The organism is Streptomyces sp. NPDC059696 (assembly GCF_042733745.1).
Classification (GTDB): Bacteria; Actinomycetota; Actinomycetes; order Streptomycetales; family Streptomycetaceae; genus Streptomyces.
Genome location: NZ_JBHWFG010000038.1, coordinates 34,873 through 50,486 on the forward strand (window position 1 = coordinate 34,873; position 15,614 = coordinate 50,486).

The 15,614-nt window shown below is 68.1% G+C and carries 13 protein-coding genes and 1 pseudogene; 13 read left to right on the forward strand and 1 reads right to left on the reverse strand.

Annotated features, from left to right (window positions below):
• Nucleotide 1: 1 nt before the first annotated feature.
• Both ACFV20_RS31165 and ACFV20_RS31170 read left to right on the forward strand, forming a co-directional pair.
• Nucleotides 2-1,141: an amidohydrolase family protein gene (locus ACFV20_RS31165; RefSeq protein WP_385662730.1), complete on the forward strand. Its 1,140-nt coding sequence runs from the start codon at nt 2-4 to the stop codon at nt 1,139-1,141.
• A 76-nt stretch (nt 1,142-1,217) separates the two neighbouring features.
• Nucleotides 1,218-1,754 (forward strand): NUDIX hydrolase family protein, encoded by a 537-nt coding sequence (locus ACFV20_RS31170; RefSeq protein WP_385662732.1) that lies wholly within the window; start codon nt 1,218-1,220, stop codon nt 1,752-1,754.
• Nucleotides 1,755-2,167: 413 nt separating this feature from the next.
• Here the strand turns inward: ACFV20_RS31170 and ACFV20_RS31175 are convergent, their stop codons facing one another.
• Nucleotides 2,168-3,256 carry a LuxR family transcriptional regulator gene (locus ACFV20_RS31175; protein ID WP_385662735.1) on the reverse strand — a complete coding sequence of 363 codons (1,089 nt, stop codon included), beginning with the start codon at nt 3,254-3,256 and terminating at the stop codon, nt 2,168-2,170.
• Nucleotides 3,257-3,386: 130 nt separating this feature from the next.
• Between ACFV20_RS31175 and ACFV20_RS31180 the strand changes: the two genes are divergently transcribed.
• The 11 genes and pseudogenes from ACFV20_RS31180 (at nt 3,387) to ACFV20_RS31230 (ending at nt 15,599) form a co-directional block, all read left to right on the forward strand.
• A complete protein-coding gene (locus ACFV20_RS31180) occupies nt 3,387-3,566 on the forward strand; it encodes a hypothetical protein (protein ID WP_385662738.1) in 180 nt (59 codons plus the stop codon).
• Nucleotides 3,567-3,758: 192 nt separating this feature from the next.
• Nucleotides 3,759-4,412: pseudogene (locus tag ACFV20_RS31185) on the forward strand (ACT domain-containing protein); the annotation flags it as partial.
• Entirely contained in the window at nt 4,409-5,566 is a 1,158-nt protein-coding gene (locus tag ACFV20_RS31190; RefSeq protein WP_385662741.1) for a GNAT family N-acetyltransferase, read from the forward strand. The pseudogene ACFV20_RS31185 and the gene ACFV20_RS31190, both read left to right, overlap by 4 nt.
• Nucleotides 5,567-5,584: 18 nt before the next feature.
• A complete protein-coding gene (locus ACFV20_RS31195; RefSeq protein WP_385662744.1) occupies nt 5,585-6,556 on the forward strand; it encodes a TauD/TfdA family dioxygenase in 972 nt (323 codons plus the stop codon).
• A 31-nt stretch (nt 6,557-6,587) separates the two neighbouring features.
• Nucleotides 6,588-7,508, forward strand: coding sequence for a TauD/TfdA family dioxygenase (locus tag ACFV20_RS31200; protein ID WP_385662747.1), 921 nt, complete (start codon nt 6,588-6,590; stop codon nt 7,506-7,508).
• Between the two features lie 15 nt (nt 7,509-7,523).
• Complete coding sequence (locus ACFV20_RS31205; RefSeq protein WP_385662750.1) at nt 7,524-8,747, forward strand: NAD/NADP octopine/nopaline dehydrogenase family protein; 1,224 nt, start codon at nt 7,524-7,526, stop codon at nt 8,745-8,747.
• Nucleotides 8,748-8,755: 8 nt separating this feature from the next.
• On the forward strand, nt 8,756-10,006 hold the full coding sequence (locus ACFV20_RS31210) for an ATP-grasp domain-containing protein (protein WP_385662753.1): 1,251 nt from the start codon (nt 8,756-8,758) through the stop codon (nt 10,004-10,006).
• Nucleotides 10,003-11,241: an MFS transporter gene (locus ACFV20_RS31215; protein ID WP_385662756.1), complete on the forward strand. Its 1,239-nt coding sequence runs from the start codon at nt 10,003-10,005 to the stop codon at nt 11,239-11,241. Before ACFV20_RS31210 ends, ACFV20_RS31215 begins: the two co-directional genes overlap by 4 nt.
• A 29-nt stretch (nt 11,242-11,270) precedes the next feature.
• On the forward strand, nt 11,271-12,551 hold the full coding sequence (locus tag ACFV20_RS31220; protein ID WP_385662759.1) for an aspartate aminotransferase family protein: 1,281 nt from the start codon (nt 11,271-11,273) through the stop codon (nt 12,549-12,551).
• A gap of 2 nt (nt 12,552-12,553) precedes the next feature.
• Nucleotides 12,554-14,344, forward strand: a complete 1,791-nt coding sequence (locus tag ACFV20_RS31225) for a S9 family peptidase (protein ID WP_385662762.1) — start codon at nt 12,554-12,556, stop codon at nt 14,342-14,344.
• A gap of 208 nt (nt 14,345-14,552) precedes the next feature.
• Entirely contained in the window at nt 14,553-15,599 is a 1,047-nt protein-coding gene (locus ACFV20_RS31230) for an alanine racemase (RefSeq protein WP_385662765.1), read from the forward strand.
• Nucleotides 15,600-15,614 lie beyond the last annotated feature (15 nt).

Sequence of the window (15,614 nt, forward strand, 5' to 3'; positions counted from 1 at the left end):
CATGGGTGCGGTCCGCGAGGCGCTCGACTCCGTACGGCTGGTCGACCACCACTGCCACGGCACCGTCACGGCCGATCTCGACCGGGGCGCCTTCGAGTCCCTGCTGACGGAGGGCGAGGCATGGCCGGGCGTCTCGCCCTTCGACAGCCCCGTGGGCGTGGCCGTGCGCCGCCACTGCGCTCCCCTGCTGGACCTGCCCCGGCACGCTCCCCCGCAGGAGTACCTCGCCCGCCGCACGGAACTGGGCCGGCGCGAGGTGCAGCGCCGCTTCCTGCGCGCTGCGGGCACGGACGTCTTCTGCGTCGACACCGGTTACGCACCCCACCCCCTCACCACGCCGCAGGAGATCGCCGAGGCCGCGGGCGGGACGTCGTACGAGGTCGTACGACTGGAGGGTGTGGCGGAGTCGGTCCTGGCGGCGGGTGTCGAACCCGACGCGTACGCGGACGCCTTCCACGCGGCCGCGCTGGACGCCGTGCGGCGGCCCGGTGTGGTGGCCGTGAAGTCCGTGGCGGCCTACCGCACCGGTTTCGACCTGGACCCGGCCCGGCCCTCGGACGCGCAGGTCACGGAGGCGGCCCGGGCGTGGCTCGGCCGAGGGGGCCGTCTCGACGACCCGGTCCTCGCCCGGCACCTGCTGTGGACCGCCGTCGACCTCGGTCTGCCGTTGCAGCTGCACACCGGGTTCGGTGACAACGACATCCGGCTGCACCGTGTCGACCCCACCCACCTCACGGACTGGCTGCACCTCACCGCCGGGACGGTTCCCGTGCTGCTCCTGCACTGCTGGCCCTACCAGCGGCAGGCCGCCTACCTGGCGGCGGTCTTCGAGCAGGTGTACCTCGACGTCGGCCTCACCCTCCACCACGTCGGCCCCGCCCGGGCCGGTGCGGTCCTCGCGGAGGCCCTGGAGATCACACCCTTCCGCAAACTGCTGTACAGCTCCGACGCCTACGGTGTGCCCGAGTTCCACCACCTGGGGGCGCTCGCCTTCCGGCAGGGTCTCGCGGAGCTGCTCCAGGAGCGGGTGGACGCCGACGAACTGGCCCTGCCGGACGCGCTGCGGATCGCCCGCTGGACCGGACGGGACAACGCCCTTCGGGTCTACCGGTTGCGGAACGAACAGCCGGAGGGCGAATGAACAAGGGTGGGGCCGGTCACAGTTCTCCTGAAGCGGCTACCCAGGAAGACCGAACGGCTGAAAGTATGATCAAGCGATGTCTGACATGACCGAAACCACGCCCGGCTGGCTGTCCTCCGACGACCTGGAGATGACGCGCGCCCGCATGCCGATCCTGTACGTCGAGGCCGTCCCGGTGCGCGTCGACGACAGCGGCGAAGTCACCAGCGTCGGCCTGCTGCTGCGCATCGGACCGGACGGTACGGTCAGCCGGACGCTGGTCTCCGGCCGCGTGCTGCACCACGAGCGCGTTCGCGACGCGCTCCTGCGCCACCTGGAGAAGGACCTCGGCCCCGTCGCGCTGCCCCGCGTCCCGGCGTCGCTCCAGCCGTTCACGGTCGCGGAGTACTTCCCGACGCAGGGCATCACCCCGTACCACGACCCGCGTCAGCACGCGGTGTCCCTCGCCTACATCGTGCCGGTGACGGGCGACTGCCGACCCCGGCAGGACGCGCTCGACCTGGTGTGGTTCAGCCCGCAGGAGGCGGTCTCGGAGGCGGTGCAGAGCGAGATGCCGGGCGGGCACGGGGTGCTCCTGAAGCAGGCGCTGGCGCATGCGGGCTGCGCGATCTGAGCCATAGGCTCTCTCACAGGACCGGCCTCCGGACGGGAGGCGCGTGCCCGGCCTGCGTCCCTTGAGCCGCGGAGCGCAGCGCGAAAGACGCTCGAGCGGCCGTGTCGGAAAGCCGCGATACGGCCGCCGCCCTGCTGCTTCACAAGTGGGGACGACAGGCTGTACGACCTGCGCAACGGGACCCGGACCTCGTCGTTCTCCTGCCAGCCCGGCACCACTGCATCAGCAGAGCGGCCTTCCGGCCCTCGGCATCGACGAACTGCGCCGTATCCGACCGGTCGGACACGGCAACAGTCCGTCCCTGCGGGCAACGGTCCACGAGGCCCGCGTCTCACGCCGCGAGCGAGTTCGCGGCCTCGTCAGGCCAGTGCCTTCGGCGTCTCATCCGGTGCGACGCACGTGGCGTTCCGGGCTCAGGAGCCGTGATCACCCGTGACCGTTTCGCGCGGCACACCGCCCCCGGCGGCTGCGCCCCTGTCGTCACCGCCTCGGCCCGGCGTCGTGTCGGTCGTCTCGTCGCCGAAGAAGCCGCTCCGGCCGATCTGGTAGGCGAGCTGAGCTCGACTGCGGCTGCCGAACAGGTCGGAGGCCCAGCGCACATGGTTGGTCACGCTGCGCACGCTCATGCCGAGGCGGCTTGCGATGACCGCGTCCGTGTGGCCGTCGACCATGAGCTGGAGCACGGCACGGCGGATGTCGTTGGTCACGGTCTGGGGCAAATCGCTGAGCGTGCTCGGCTGGATGGGCACGGCTCGCTGCCAGATGTGCTGGAAGATGCCCACCAGATACCGCACGACGCCCGGATGCTCGATGGTGAGGGCGAGGTCGGAGCGCTCCGACGCGGGGTCCGGGACGAACGCGATCTGCCGGTCGCAAATGATCAGACGGTCGAAGACCTCATCGACCGTGCGGATTTCGCCGCCCGCCCGGCTGATCTCTTCCGCGTAGGCGAGCGTAGGGGCGTGGGAGCGAATGGTGTGCTGGTAGATGGTCTTCTGCTCGACCCCGCGCGCCAGGGCGTTGAGGTCGTCAGGGAGAGCCCTTTGCAGCAGCTCCTGAGGGCGTCCGCCGCCGGGCTGGGCCGTGAGCAGTTCTCGTCGGCACGCGCGGACGGACGCCGAGAGTGTGGCGCTGATGGCTTCGGGGCCCTGGACTTCACGGATCAGCGGTGAGTTCTTGCGGCCGTAGCTGTCCATGTAGGTGCGTTCCGCCCGAAACACCGAGGCGCGTATGGCCTCCAACGCGCGCTGCTGCTCCCGGATGGTTGTCTCCAGCAGGCCCATCCGGGCTGCCGCCGCCGTACGCGGGGCGATGGCCGTGAGCTTGCCGTTCGGCAGCCTTCTGACCAGTCCGAGTTCCAGAAGGCAACGAGGAGCGTCCTGCGGGACCACGGAACCGGCGAGCATCCCGGAGTAGTACTCAAGGCCTTCGTCGCAGACCTCGGGCAGACTTTCGTTGACTGTATGGGTGTTTGAGCACATAGATCCCCCCTGCTTGTTCACGCATTGCCTGATCATGCTGCCAAAGGTCGTAGCCGCAGGTCGGAGCCACCCTGCATGCTTGTTGGGGGCCCACGAGGGGATCCACCAGTACAGCGGTGGACATGGGTCTGGGAAACAGAGGTTGACATACATGTCCAAGCTGTGGCTTCGCTACGCTCTGAGTGCGCTGGCCGCGCTCACCATCGCCGGATTCGCGGGTGGCAACTCCGGCCCGGCCGCCGTCCAGCAGGACTCCCAGTGGGGACTTGTCCTGCCCGAGGACTCACAGTGGGGGGCCGCCACCGCGAAGGGTGAGACCGCCTCACTCTGACATGACGCGGGGAGCCGTACGTCCTCAAGGAGGTGCGACTCCCGCGAGTGGCGCAAATGACGGGGGCGATCGACACCAGCCTCGGACAGGCGCACGCTGACGGGCCCGCCCTCAGCACAACAGCATCTCCTCCGGACGGAACAGCCCCCATGGCCGAGCTCCGCCCTGGACCGGGACGGAGTGAGGGACCGGCAGCTCCGGGCCGAACGCAGCGCTCCTGCGGCTCCTCGATGCGCCGAGAGCTACACCGACGCCATCCACACCAGCACCGTGCCAGGTGCATGGTCCGGCATGCCATGTCTTTGCGACCAAGGGAATGAACAGGTGGAGCACCCCATCGTCTCCGAAGTCGCCCACGACACCTCCGAGGCCAAGATCACGGTGGTGGGCGTCCCGGACAAGCCCGGTGAGGCGGCAGCGATCTTTCGTGCCGTTGCGGGCGCAGGGGCCGACGTGGACATGGTGGCCCAGCACATCTCCGGCGCGGGGAGCGGGCGGGTCGACATCACCTTCACCACCGCCAAGTCGGAAAGCCACAGGGCCGTTGACGCCCTGGAGAGGCAGCGTTCGACCCTGGGCTTCGACTCGCTCCGCCATGACGACCGGATCGCGAGGCTCACGCTGGTCGGTGCGGGGATGAAGACCGCCCCCGGCATCACTGCCGACTTCTTCACCGCCCTGTCCGACGCGGGCGTGGGCATCGAGCTGATCTCGACCTCCGAGATCCGCATCTCAGCCGTCACCCGCGCCGATGACGTCAACGAGGCCGTCCGGGCGGTCCGGTCCGCCTTCGGGCTGGACCGCGACGTCGAAGCGACCGCCGTGTACGGGAGTACTGAACGATGACAGCCATTCAGTTGGTGAACAAACTCGCCGAGATCGACGAGGGTGACCTCACGCGCCTGTCCGCGGGGCGTTCCTTCTACGTCAGCGCGCCCTGGCTGCGCGCCTACGAACACCTCCGGGGTCCGGACGTCGCCTATGTCACGCACCGGGACGGTGCCGGCCGCCTCGACGGACTGTTGCCGATCTACCGACAGCGTCCAGGCACGTTGGCCCCCTACGACGCCTTTTCCGGGTTCCTGTGCTCCGCCGGTGACTTCCGCGCCGAGGACTGGTCACCGAACCAGGTGCTGGGTCAGAGCGCGGCCTACTCCAACGAGTTCCTCATCGACGCAGCAACACCCCGGGGCGAGGCCGAGATCCTTGAGGACCTGCTCCTGGCAGCCGACGAACGGCGGCGGGAATGGGGTGTTCCCGCTACCTCAGCCCTGTACCTGAACGAGGCGGGAGCCCGGCAGTTCGAGGCCGCTCGCGGGCCGGCCGGGTCCTTCGTCTGCGATGTCGAGTGCGAGGTGGACATCGAGTGGGACTCCTGGGACGGCTACGTCGAGTACCTGCACTCTCTCGGCCGCAAGCGCTCAGCGGCGGCCCGCCGGGAGACGCAGGTATTCGCGGAGGCCGGCTACGACATTTCGGCTCTCCGGCTCAGTGAACTGCTCGACACCTCGAGTCTGCTCTTCACCAAGCTGCAAAGGAAATACGGTGACAGCACCTCGCTGGAAGAGCGCACGCATTACCTTCGGGTTCTGGTGAGCGAGGTCGACGATCACAGTCACCTGTTCGTCATGCGCTCGGCCGGCGAAGTCCTCGGGGTCTGCCTCACGTTCTTGTGGGGCGACACCGTCTACGTACGCCAGCTCGGCCTCGACTACGAGCACCTGGCCGACGCCTCCGAGTACTTCAACCTCGCGATCTATGAGCCGATCCGCTACGCGATCGAGCATTCCTACGCACGCGTCCACTTCGGACGTGCTTCCTACGACGCCAAGATGTTCCGGGGTGCCAAGGCCCGCCCTCTGCTCGGCGCCGCCTGGTCGGACACCGCAGCCTCCCCTCAGCATCAGCCCGCTTTCCGGCAGTGGAACGACGTTCGCCGCCACGCGGCCGCATCGGGCGACCGCTCACTCGTCCTGGCCACCTTCGGGCCGTCCACTTGATTCCTCATGGAGATTGCTTTGCGCACTGAGAAGATCACTGCAGGCCCCTTTTCTTTTGAGTCGGGCTTCCCTTCTCTGATCGAGAACATCGGAGAGGACCCGAACCCGGCCAAGGCGCTGGCGAATATCGAGCCCGAGCACCGGGAAATGGTGAGGGGTCTCCTCGAGAAGACCGGGGCCGTTCTCCTTCGCGGCTTCGACGTCCTCACCATCGACCAGTTCGAAGAGGTGGCCCGGAGCCTCCTGGGCGAGCTGGCGGCGTACAAGGGAGGCGACGCTCCCCGCCACGCGGAGCGGGGACTGGTCTACAACGCGTCCGGCCCGGACAAGACGCGCGCGGTGCGCGCGCACAACGAGCTCTCCTACGCCCCCTGGCACCCGGCGACGCTCGTCTTCGGGTGCAGTGTGGTGGCTGAGGAGGGCGGGGCCACCACCATCGTGGACGGCCACCGTGTCTACACGTCGCTTCCGTCCGAGGTCCGGGACGCCTTCCGTGAGCGCGGCGTCACCTACATCCAGCACCTGCCACACGCTGCCGGGGACCCCAGCGGCATCAAGTCGTGGCCGGAGACCTTCGAGACGGACTCGAAGGAGGACGTCATCGCGCACTGCCAGGCCAGCTACACCTCCGCCAAGTGGACACCGCTCGGCCTGCTGACCACCAACCGGACGCCCGGCACGGTCGAGGTCGGTGCGGACGGGCGTCAGGCGTGGTTCAACCAGACCCATATCTGGCGCAAGGACCCCAGCACCGTTCCCGATGTCACCGACATGGAGCGCTGGGAAAGCTGGATCGGCTACGGCGCGACCTTCGGCGACGGCACCGAGATTCCCGGCCACTACATGGAACTGGTCCGCGAAACGCTCGAGACGTGCGAGGTCGCCGTCGAGTGGGAGGCCGGCGACGTCCTCCTGGTCGACAACCGCGCTGCCATGCACGGCCGCCACCCCTACAGCGGCGACCGTCAGGTCTTCGTCGCCTTCGCCTGAGCCGACCGCCAGAATCCCCGAGGGAACCTTCATGCGCACCATGCCCACCTTCGAGCTCAAGCCCGACGAACACGACCGTCTGGCCGGCCTCGTCGAAACGGTCCTGGAGAACTGCCCGGGACAGACCGAGTTCCGCTACCTCTCCTACATGCGCGGGCAACTCGGCGTACGGACCGAACTTCACTACGTCCTGAGTGCCCTCGCGGCGTCGGACGGCGATCCGGTGCACCTGCACAATCTGCCGACGTTCGACGACGTCGAGCGGAGCAAGGTCCTGTGCCTGCTCCTCGGCGAGGCGGTGGGCGCCTGTGTCGCCTACGCCGAGTACAACCACTCCTACATCACCGACATCCGGCCCACCACGCTGTCGTCGGAGAAGAGCTCCGGTGTGGAGCTGCTGAGCATGCACAACGACCTGGCTTGGGCGAGCGACAACAGCCGCCCCCGGACGCTGGTGCTGGTCCCGCACATCGCCACCGGTGAGGTGCCGAAGACCCTCCTGGCGCCGGCTCGTGACGTGCTCGCACTGCTACCGGAGGAGACCAAGGACGTCCTGCGGCTGCGCCACTTCGAGGCCCGCTCGGGGTCAGCCCTGTCCTGGGGGTTCGAGCGCGTGCGCCGCATGGAGCTGCTCATCGAGGAAGACGGGAAGCCGCCGGTCATCCGGCTCAACTTCGGCACCTACACCCCGGCCGCCGGCCTGGCCCCGGTCGAGGCGGGACGCGCCGCCCGGGCTCTGACGGAGCTGAGCCGGGCCGCTCTCGAAGTGGGCCGTCAGTGCGGCATCGCCATCCAGAAGGGCGAGGCAGTGCTGATCCCCAACGACCACTGCGTGCACGGTCGCGACACCATCCAGCCCGACAGGTGTGAGCGCTTGCTCCTTCGCGCGTACGTCCTGCCCGACGACGTCGCGGCACGGCACGGCAACACCATGGTCCAACTCAGCAGCTAGGGCGAGTACTTCACCATGTCCGACATCGTTGTTATCGGCGCGGGCCACGTCGGCCTGACCCTGCTGGCCGACCTGGAGCTGACCAAGCACCATCACCGGCTCGACGCGTGCCTGCTGTCCTTGGAGAGCTCCGCCTCGATCAAGGAGCGCAGCAGAGACTGGACCCGGCTGGTCATGGAGAACCTGGTGACCGGCGAGGTACAAACATGCTCGCTCTCCGACAGCCAATTCGGCTCACTGCGGAGCGAGGAGGGCCGCAGGTCCCTGCGGGACGCCGGCATCATCGTCGTCACCGTGCCCGACATACCGCATCTCAGGCTGGAACTGCTGGACATCCTCGAAGGCTCGGTGGACCTCGAGGGGAAGCTGATCGTCTTCGTCCGCGGTGGCCAGGGCGGGCAGCCCGTGCTGGGCAAGTGGATCCAGGACTCCCCGCGCCTGAGGGACACCTCGGTCGTCCTCGTCGAGGACTCGTTCTACGGGACCCGCGTGATCGGCAATACGGTCCAGTACAAGCGCAAGATTTCCGTGAACGTGTCCCTCTACTCGCTCGACCCGGACCGCGCACTGACCACCCTGCGCCGTATGTTCCCGCTCGGTGGGCAGATCGGCAGACCGTCCTGGCCGGACATGCAGGTCTGCGACGGCATCGACCTGCTCTTCGCCCCTCTCGGCTACATCATCCACGTGGGTGTGGCACTCGACCCCGACAACGTCGAGAAGACGCGCCAGGGCATCAGGTACACGCACTACATCGACGGGATCTCCGCCCGGCTCGCACAGCGGCTCGACCTGCTGGATCAGGAACGCGTGCTTCTGGCTCAGGCGTTCGGAGCCAGGGCGCAGACGTTTCCCGAGATCATTCAGCGGCAGTACGGCCTCCCGCCCCAGGAGTCCTTCTTCGACATGATGCAGTCCTGCCGGGGCATCTACCGCTCGCTTTCCTGCGGCAGCATCGAGGAGCTGCGCGTCTCACGCGTGCTCACCGAGGACGTTCCGGCATTCCTGACGATCCGCTGGCTCGCCGAGCAGGCCGGACTGCACATGCCGCACACCGAGGCCTACTTCGACGACGTCATGGCCGCGCTGCGGGACGTAGGGGCCGACTTCCAGCCCTGCACGATGTACCTGCCCTATCTGGAGAAGATCGACGGCGGCGCCGAAGGGGTCAGACGTCTGCTGAACGAACCCTTGGTGACGGCAGGCCGCACCGAGAGCCCTGTGCCGGAAAGGGGTTGAGAGCAGTCATGTCTCAGCGCGTCCGCGATGTTCTGGTCGTGAACCGTCGTCGGCAGGAGCTGGTGACCCGCCTTCTGCGGGATCCTGGAGTGCGCCTGTCGCTGATCACGGAAGCCGACTGCCTGCCGGACTACCCGTCGACGGACACGATGGAGTCGGTCACTCTCGTCGGGAGCGTACAGAACCTCGACGAGGTCAGGCAGGCCACGCTCGACCTGATGAACCGCTTCACGTTCGACGCGATCGTCGCACCGGCGGAGAGCTCGATTCCCACCGCCGGCTACCTGCGCAGCTATCTCGGCATGCCGGGCATCCCCTTCGACGTGGCCCACGCGTTCTGCAACAAGAACGCCATGAAGGCGCGGCTCCGCAGGGCCGGACTGCGGGTCGCCCGCACCACACTGGTCCCGTCGAACGAGAGTGTTGGGGAGTTCCTGCGCAAGCACGGACTTCCCGCGGTGATCAAGCCCGCCTGGGGCGACGGAGCCGCCAATGTCCACGTGGTGCGGACAGAGGCCGACATCGCCGGCATCAGCCGGGCCGACGGCACCCTGCTCAGCAACGACGAAGCGCCGTTCCTCATCGAGGACTTCGTCGAGTTCGAGGAGGAGTACCACTGCGACGGGCTCGTTCACGACGGCGAGGTGCGCTTCGCCGCCGTATCGAAGTACACCAGCCCGCCGCTGCGTGCCAAGGGCTCCGTGTTCGGTTCCTACACCTTGCCCGCCGACAGTGACGAAGCGCGGGAACTCACCCGGCTCCACGCGGATGTCGTCCGGGCCATGGGACTGAGCGACTCCGTCACTCACCTCGAGGTCTTCCGCACGCCGGACGGACTCGTCGTCGGCGAGATCGCCTGCCGCCCGGGGGGCGGAGGCATCCCGCAGACCCTCCGCCGTGCCTACGGCTTCGACGTCTGGGAGCACTTCCTGGCTACGGAGCTCAACACGCGGCCCGCGTGGACACCCGAGCCGGCGGACGGCATCTTCGGCTTCCTGATGTTCCCGGTACGTCCCGGAGTGGTGCGCCGCGTGCCGGACTCCGATGTGTTCGCGGACTTTCCCCAGGTCGAGCGGGTCGACATCACGGCCAGGCCGGGTGACCGCATCTCCGGCATGCTCTACTCCACGAGCAGGGCCGGCACGGCGCTGTTCCGCGTCGAGTCCGTCGAGGACGTACCCGCGCTGGTGAAGGCTCTGACGGAGCGGTTCACCGTGGACTACGAGGAGTCGGACGCACATCCCGGGGCGGCGCCGTGACAAGCAACGAAGCGTCCGCCGCAACCGCTCGGGACGAAGACGGCGAAGCGAGCGGCCCCGACGGCTCGATGCGCCACTTCTGGGTGTTCACCGGCGCATCGGCTGTCTCCAAGCTCGGCAACACGTTGCTGAACGTCGCCATGCCGCTGATCCTGCTCACGGTCACCGGCTCGAAGACGATTGCCGCCCTGAGCTTCGGCGTACAGCTCGCGCCCTACGCCCTCTCGCCGGTCTTCGGTGTCGTCGTCGACCGCTTCAACCGTCGACTGGTGTTCATCTGGGCAGAGATAGCCCAGTGCGTGCTGGTGGGACTGCTGCCGCTGATCATCACTTCGGACCATGTCGTGCTCGTGCTCGCGGTGCTCTTCCTCGTGGGATGCGGCGGCTTGACCTCGGAGTTGACCAGCGATTTCGGCCTGATCCCGTCGATAGCCCCGGCCCACAGCCTGGCGAAGGCGTACAGCCGCTACACCACCACCATCTCCGTGATGCGATTCGTGGGGCCGGCTCTGGCCGGAGTCCTGCTGGGCAGCCTGGGCCCCCGCAGCGCACTCTGGATCGACGCGAGCACGTTCCTGGTCACAGCGGGCGCAGCGGCGTGGCTGCCCATGCGCCCGACGGCGGAGCGCGGACCGAGTCTCTTCGGGCAGATGCTGACAAACGGCTTCACCGCGTTCTGGCGCCTCACGCAGGTGAGGCGGCTCACGGCGGCCATGACGATCTTCAATCTGGGCGCCGGAGCCGTGCCGACCGTGCTCGTGGTCCTCGCGCAGACGCGCTGGCACTGGAGCCCGGAGATGACGGGTGCGGCGCTCGGGCTGGGTGCCGCCGGCGCTGCCACCGGAGCGTGGATCACCCCGCGCGTCGCGCGCCGACGACGACTCCAGACACGCGTCGGCATCTGGTTCGCCGTCTGTGGACTGGGGGGCGCTGCCATGCTCCTCGGCTCGTCGATCGCCGTCATCGCGGGGTTCTTCCTGCTCTCGATGGGCGAGGGCGGGATGAACGTCACCACGAACGAATACCGGTACAACGCGATCCCGGACGAGCTGCTGGGCCGGGTCAACGCCATCATCCGGGCCGCCGTCATCAGCGGCGCCGCCGCCTCCTCGGTGGTTCTGGGCTACACGGTGTCGCTGGACGACTCGTGGGCCTGGCTCGCACCGGTTGTGATCGGCGCCGTCGTCGCCACAGGGCTGTGGTTCACCCGACCCCCGCAAGCCCCCGCGCACTGAAACTCCGAGACCGACCGATGGAGAGCATCGTGATCACGCACGCGTTGGAGAACGCACACCGGCGATACGCCGAGAAGCGTCCGCTCAGCCGGGAACGCCACGCACGGGCCAGGAACTTCCTGCCGTCGGGGACCACCCGCTCCGTGCTCGACTTCGACCCCTTTCCCTTCACCGTCGAGACCGCCGCGGACTGCCACCTCACGGACGTCGACGGCCACACCTACGTCGACTACCTGGGGGACTACAGCGTCGGCCTGGCCGGGCACAGCCCCGAGGCCGTGCGGCAAGCCGTCACGGCGGTCCTCGACAAGGGCTGGTCGTTGGGCACCGTGGCGGGAGAGGAGGCCGAGGTCGCCCGCATGCTGTGCGAGCGTTACCCGTCGATGGACCTGGTTCGTTTCACCCCTTCGGGCACCGAGGCCAATCTCGTGGCCATCAACCTGGCCCTGAAGTTCACGGGCCGCTCGAAGATCCTGGTGTTCGACGGCGGATACCACGGCGGCTTCCTCAGCTTCAGCCGCGGCCGCCCCTCGCTCAACGTGCCGTTCGACGCCGTCATCTGCGACTACAACGACCTTGACGCCGTACGAGAGGCCTTCGACCAGTGGCCCGAGCAGATCGGCTGCGTCCTGGTCGAGCCGATGCTCGGCTCCGGGGGCCGTATCCAGGCCGCCCCCGACTTCCTCCAGGGACTGAGGACCCTCTGCGACGAGAACGGCAGTGTCCTCGCCTTCGACGAGGTACAGACCTCCCGCATGTCCTACGGCGGCGGCCAGGCCCTGCTCGGTGTCCGCCCCGACCTGACGACTCTGGGCAAGTACATCGGCGGAGGCTTCGGCTTCGGGGCGGTCGGCGGCGCCGAACCACTGATGCTGCAGATCGCGCGCGGCGGGGAACACTCCTACGACCACTCCGGCACCTTCAACAACAACCGCTTCTCCATGGCGGCCAGTGCGGCCATGCTCAGCACGGTGCTCACGCCATCCTGTCTCACGGAACTGTTCGAGCGCGGCGAGGACCTGCGCAAGCGCGCGGACGCCGTGTTGCACGAGCACGGCTTCCAGGCCACCGGCTGGGGGTCCCTCATCGGCATCCATCCCTCCGACACCCCCGTCGTCCGCGCGTCGGACCTGGCCGGCATCGATCGACGGCCGGTGGAGTTGCTGTTCCACGAGATGCTCGAACGAGGCGTCTACATCGGCAAGAGCGGCTTCGTCACGCTGTCCCTGCCCCAGACGGCCGAGACCGACGACCACTTCCTGACCGCGTTGGAGAGCTCCGTACGCGTTGCCGCTCGGGCCGGGGCCTGAGGATGGAGAAGTCGCGCAGTGCCGCTCAGGACGAGTCCTGGGAACGGTATTTCCGGGCTGTGCAGATGACCCTGCCCTCCTGGTCCCGTTCCGCGCCGGACCGTTCGGTGTTCCGCTCCAACGCCGGCGGCGTGCACGAGTGGTACGCCTGGGACCGTGACCGGGACACCATGAAGCAGGTCACGGCGCGACCGGGCGGTACCGTCACGGCCGCCCTCTCCCCGGACGGAGAGTGGATCTGGTGGTTCGCCGACACGGACGGCGACGAATGCGGCGTGTGGATGCGCCGCCCGTTCGACGCCGGGCCGGACGAACCGGCGGCCGCCGGTCTGCCGCCCTCGTACCAGACCGGCCTGGCCCTCGGCCATGACGGTCTGGCGGTGCTCGGCTGTGCCGACAGGCAGGGCTCCTCGGTGCACGTGGTTCGCCCGGGCGCCGCCCCGCGTGAGATCTACCGTCACCACGAGATGTCCACGGTCAGCTGCCTCTCGTACGACGAGACGTTGGTTGCGATCACCCACACGGAGCACGGCAACGGCAGGCATCCGGCCGTCCGGGTCCTGCGGCTCGACGGTTCGCCCGTCGCCGAGCTCGACGACAACGAGCGGGGCTCGCAACGGCTGGGACTGCGCGTGCTCGGTTTCGCACCCGTCCATGGCGACGGCCGGCTGCTACTGGCCCATCAAAGACGTGGGCGCTGGGAGCCGATGCTGCTGGACGTCTTCACCGGAGAGGAGTCCGACCTCGCTCTCGGGCTCTCCGGTGAGCTGGACGCGAAGTGGTACCCGGACGGCTCCGCGCTGCTGATCAGACGCACTCACCGAGCGAGGACACAGCTGTGGTCCTGCACGCCGGGAGCTGCTCAGCCGCAACTGCTGGACACCCCGCCGGGCACCATCTCGGACATGACGGCACGCGCGGACGGCAGTGTCGAGTACATGTGGTCGTCCGCCGCCCAGCCGCCTCAACTGCGCTCGTCCACCGCTCACATCGTGCTCGACCCGTCGCTGGGTCGGGCTCCGCGGTCGGTCCCGGTCGAGGACGTGTGGGTGGACGGCCCCGGCGGTCGCGTCCATGCCCTCGTGCACCGGCCCCCGGGGGACGGCCCCTTCCCGACCGTCTTCGAACTGCACGGCGGACCGCGGATGCAGGACAGCGACTCCTTCACGCCCCGTCCCTCCGCGTGGGTGCAGTGCGGATACGCCGTCGTGCGGGTCAACTACCGCGGGTCCACGGGCTACGGCCGCGAGTGGACCGACGCGTTGCGCCACCGTGTGGGGCTGATCGAGCTCGAGGACGTGGCTGCCGTGCGGCAATCGGTCGTGGCATCAGGCCTGGCGGATCCGAACCGGATGGTTCTGGCGGGGGGTTCGTGGGGCGGCTATCTGACGCTGCTGGGCCTGGGAGTCCAGCCGGACTGCTGGGCCGCCGGCCTCGCCTCGCTTCCCGTCGCCGACTACATCAGTGCCTACGAGGACTCGATGGAACCACTCAGGGCTCTCGACCGTGCGCTGTTCGGCGGGAGCCCCGAAGACGTCCCGGACAGATACCGCGCGTCCTCGCCGCTGACCTACGTCGACCGGGTGAGAGCGCCCGTGCACATCCTCGCAGGGCTCAACGATCCCCGCTGCCCGATCCGGCAAATCGACAATTACGTCGCCGAACTCGAGAAGCAGGGCAAGCTTCACCAGATTCACCGGTACAAGGCGGGTCACGGTTCACTGCTGACTTCTGACCGAATCCAGCAGTTCAGGCAGCAGCTTCAATTTCTGCGGAATCATGGCCTCCATTAACCGGGGTCGTGCATCGCGTGTGACTTTCATCGCGCGATTCCGGGTTGACGCGATGATCATGTGGCTGTAATTTTTTTCCCGCACCGAACAATGATCGGAGGTGATCGCCATGTGCCGCAGCGACATCTGAGATAAGAGCTGGGCCCGCCTTTTCGCGGGCCCAGCTGAACAGTTCCCTGACCGCTCGACAAGAATTGGCTCTACTGCCTTGCGTACCACAGCAGTTCTGCTCGATCCGTCGAAAGCACAGCGGAACATCAGGGAATTCCATCACCTCATTCATTCCATCGGGCCGGTGGTCAGGTCCCATGTAAAAGGGCATCGACTCATCGAGTTGGCGCAGCTGCAGAGCGACCTTGGTGCTGTCGGTGTCATGGCGCAGACGACCCCGGAGGCAGCCGCCTATCTGGCAGCCGGTATCCCCGATGTGGTCATTGCGCGGGCGCAGCTCGATGTGTGGCGGCTTCCCCGCATAGTCGAGTTCGCCGCCCGTGTCCGCGCGGAACGACCCGACGCGCGTCTCGCCGTCAACGTCGCCGACGCCGAGACGGTGGGTCTGCTCGGGCCGGCCGCGGTCGCCGCCGGCGTGGAACTCGCCCTCCGTGTCGACGTCAGCTTCGGCGACGACCGAGGAGTCGCCCCGGAGCGCGCCGCCCGGCTTGCAGCTCTGGTGGATCACACGCCCGGCGTCAGGCTGGCAGGCGTTGCCGGCTACACCAACATCACCACACGCCAGGACATGCGTGACGCGGCCATCGTGGCGCGACGCGTCGCCGGGGTTCTGACCGAACTGGCGGACGAGATCCGGCGGGACGGTATCGAGTGCCCGACCGTGTCGGTCAGCGGAACCGCGGGAGCGGCGGCTGCCGCCCGGGTCCCCGGGGTGACCGAGATCTGCGCCGGGGCTTACGCACTGTTCGACGCGGGCTCCGCCGAAACCGGAGTGTGCACCGCGGACGACGTCGCATTGTGCGTGCGGACCCGGGTGGTGGACGTCACCGGCGACCGGGTCCGCACCGATGCCGACGGGCTGCTCGCCACCGCGTACCACGACTGGGACCCCGACGTCACCGCACGGGACCGCGATGGAAGACAACTGCATGAGGCCGGCCTGATTCCGGGGCAATCCGTAGACCTGCTACCCGCCCACATCTGCCCCTTCATGCTGCAGGGACTTCCCGTCCATCTGCTGAATGCATCAGGCGTCGAGACGGACCGCTGGCATCCGGTCCTCCTGCCTGAATCCCCTCACTGAGCGGACCGTTTCAAG